Raw genomic sequence first — 334 nt, 5'->3', positions numbered from 1 at the left:
ATATACTAATAATCAAGAGTTTAAAGATATTGATGCTAATAGAAATGACTTTCAAGAAAATATATGGAAGTATTTAGCTCAAAAATGTGGTAACAAAATAAATCATTATTTTGAGCAAGAAAAAAAGTATATTGAAGATTTCTTTTTTAATATAGATATTGAAAACTATATCAAAGATCTTATTAAGCAATCAAATTTGCAAATAGCAGAATGGAAGGGAAAAACACTAACTACAACAGATGCTATAAATAATATTAATAAAATATTGAATTATAGTGGATTTGATAGTTTTTTTTTGAAAGAAATACAGAAAGAAAATGATATATCACAGTAT

Annotated in this window: 1 protein-coding gene; it reads left to right on the top strand. The window is 22.2% G+C overall.

Annotated features, from left to right (window positions below; all coding sequences use genetic code 11):
- Positions 1-334, top strand: a 334-nt coding sequence (locus SB786_RS35840; protein ID WP_410731522.1) for a hypothetical protein, incomplete at both ends; no start/stop codon positions are given.

The sequence above is a fragment of the Burkholderia sp. SIMBA_062 genome (assembly GCF_046534765.1).
Classification (GTDB): Bacteria; Pseudomonadota; Gammaproteobacteria; order Burkholderiales; family Burkholderiaceae; genus Burkholderia; species Burkholderia ambifaria.
The sequence above is the reverse complement of the archived record's forward strand: the minus strand, read 5'-3'. Positions and strand labels throughout refer to the sequence as shown.